This window comes from Roseateles sp. P5_E11 (assembly GCF_054049355.1).
In genome coordinates, this window is sequence record NZ_JBFUMO010000680.1 from 1 (window position 1) to 2,782 (window position 2,782).

Annotated in this window: 2 protein-coding genes; one reads left to right on the forward strand and one right to left on the reverse strand. The window is 67.7% G+C overall.

Going from position 1 to position 2,782, the window contains the following annotated elements; translation table 11 throughout:
* Positions 1–228: 228 nt before the first annotated feature.
* Positions 229–1,764, forward strand: coding sequence for a methyl-accepting chemotaxis protein (locus tag ACXJKR_RS29050; RefSeq protein ID WP_457325801.1), 1,536 nt, complete (start codon positions 229–231; stop codon positions 1,762–1,764).
* Here the strand turns inward: ACXJKR_RS29050 and ACXJKR_RS29055 are convergent.
* A complete protein-coding gene (locus ACXJKR_RS29055) occupies positions 1,742–2,680 on the reverse strand; it encodes a histone deacetylase family protein (protein ID WP_457325802.1) in 939 nt (312 codons plus the stop codon). The genes ACXJKR_RS29050 and ACXJKR_RS29055 overlap by 23 nt on opposite strands.
* Positions 2,681–2,782 lie beyond the last annotated feature (102 nt).

Genomic DNA, 2,782 nt, shown 5'->3' on the forward strand with positions numbered 1-2,782 from the left:
CCCTTCATCCGCGAGCGCGTCGAACTGGGCAAGTCCAGCCCCAAGGGCTTCTGGCAGGACTACAAGTTCACCAACCCGGCGAGCAAGAAGATCGAACCCAAGCAGATGTACTGCGAGCGACYGGACGACACCATCGTCTGCGGCGGCATCTACAAGTAAAGCGCGGATGGCTGGCCGTCCCCTGCCCTGCCGCCGGCTCGCGCCGGTTGCTAATCTTGAAGGTTGCCGATGAAGCTGGCTTCAAAGATGTTGCTGCCGCCGATGGTGGCACTGGCCGTCGTGCTGGCCATCGGCCTGGGCAACAGCATGCTGTCCCTGCGTGGGGTCGTCGCCTCCAACGAGGCCGGCCAGCAGCGCAACGAGGTCTTCATGACCACGGTGTCCGTGCAGACCCAGGTGGGCGAGATGCATGGCGGCGTCTATCRCACCATCGCTTTGATCGGCTCGCTGGACGACGCCAAGGTAAAGGCCCTGCGGGGGCAGTTGAAGACCCAGGTTGAGGGCCTCACGCGCACGCTGACCACGTTGGCCGAGATGGAGGCCACGCCCGCCGAGACCGACGCCCACATCAACGCGACCCTGCCGCTGCTGAAAGCCTACCTGGCCAAGGCCGACGCCGCCATCGACCTGGCCTCGGTCGACCCCAACACCGGCGTTGCCGCGATGCAGGACGCCGAGGCCCGCTACAAGGAAGTCGCGACGCTGATGGGCAAGATCGTGCAGAGCATGGGGGCCGATCAGCAAGCCGCGTCGGAATCCCAGCAGGCCACGGCCCGCCAGCGCGCCTGGGTCTTCGCCCTGATCTCTCTGCTGACCGCTGGCGCCGGCATGGGCCTGCTGCTCGCCAACCAGCGCAAGATCGCAGCCGACGTCAACGCCTCGCTGTCGCTGGCCGAATCGGTYGCCGCGGGTGATCTGACCCAGCGCGCCAACCCGCAGGGGCAGGACGAACTGGCCGGCCTGATGCGGGCGCTGAACCAGATGTGCGAGCAACTCGGCCAGACGGTGGGCGAAGTCATGACGGTGGCCGACTCCATCCGCACCGCGTCGTCCGAGATCGCCTCGGGCAATCAGGACCTGAGCCAGYGTACCGAGCAGACGGCCTCGAGCCTGGAGATCACCAGCTCGTCCATGGCGCAGCTGACCGGCATCGTGCGCCAGAGCACCGACAGCGCGCAGACGGCCAACCAACTCGCCACCAGCGCCGCCACCGTGGCCCACCGCGGCGGCAGCGTCGTACAGCAGGTGGTGGACACGATGAATGACATCACCGCGTCCAGCAAGCGCATCGCCGACATCATCGGCGTCATCGACGACATCGCCTTCCAGACCAACATCCTGGCGTTGAACGCGGCCGTGGAAGCCGCCCGCGCCGGCGAGCAGGGCCGCGGCTTTGCCGTGGTGGCCAGTGAGGTGCGCAACCTTGCGGGGAGAAGCGCGGCGGCGGCCAAGGAGATCAAGGCGCTGATCGGCGCGAGCGTCGAGCGCGTGCAATCCGGCGCCCGCCTGGTGCAGGACGCCGGCTCGACGATGACCGACATCGTCGGCGCCGTGCAGCGCGTGACCGACATCATTGGCGAGATCAGCACCAGCGCCGCCGCCCAGAGCCGCGGCATCGACGATGTCACCAGCGCCGTCACCAAGGTCGACGACATGACGCAGCAGAACGCCGCCCTCGTCGAGGAAAGCGCCGCGGCCGCCGAGTCGCTGCGCGAGCAGGCGCAGCGCCTGGCCCAGGTGGTCAGCCAGTTCCGCGTGCGATAGCGGCCCAGACGGCCCAGGACTGGGCGGCCAGATTCAGCGTGTTGATCTGCACGGCGACCGTCGTTGCCAGGTCGTGACCGTAGCCGCCGGCCATGCTCAGCGCCACGGGGATGCGGCGTTCGCTTAAGCCCGCCAGTACGCGCCGATCGCGTTCGGCCAGACCTTCATAGGTCAACTTCAACCGACCCAGGCGGTCGCCTTCGTGGGGGTCGGCGCCGGCAAGATAGAACACCAGGCCCGGATCAATGCGACGCCAGACCTCGCCGAGTGCCGCGTCCAGCGCAGCCAGGTAGTCCGCATCGCCGCAGCCGTCGGCCAGATCCACGTCCAGATCGCTCGCCTCCTTGCGAAACGGGAAGTTGCGCGCGCCGTGCATGGAGAAGGTGAACACCGTGTCGTCGTCGCGGAAGATGGCCGCAGTGCCATTGCCCTGGTGCACGTCCAGGTCGATGACGAGGACGCGCAACAGGCTGCGGTGGCTTCTTGCCCACTCGGCCTGCATCAAGCGCGCAGCGACGGCAACGTCGTTGAAGACGCAATAGCCGGAGCCCTTGTCGGCATAGGCATGGTGGGTGCCACCCGCCATATTGGCCGCGACGCCCTCGACCAGGGCCGCCCGGGCGGCCGCGATGCTGGCGCCCACCGAGCGCCGCGAACGCTCGGCCATGGACGGGCTCCACGGGAAGCCGATCTCGCGCTGCTGGGCGGCGCTGAGGTGGCCGAGCAGGACCGCATCCACATAGTCCGGCGTATGGGCCAGGGCCAGTTCACCCTCGCTGGCGGCCGGCGCCGGCTGCATGCGCAGCAACCCCGGCTCGCGCTCGAAATGCTCCCGTAACAAGCGGTACTTAGATTGCGGGAAGCGGTGCCCCGGCGGCAGGGCCAGGCTGTGGGCATCGGAATGGAAGGCCTGCATGGCCGCCACGATAGCCGTGGACCTTTGTCACACCCCGACACCCCTAGTTTGCTGCACTGCACAAAATAGTTCTTGCAATCTGGCGCCCGGCCCCTATCATTC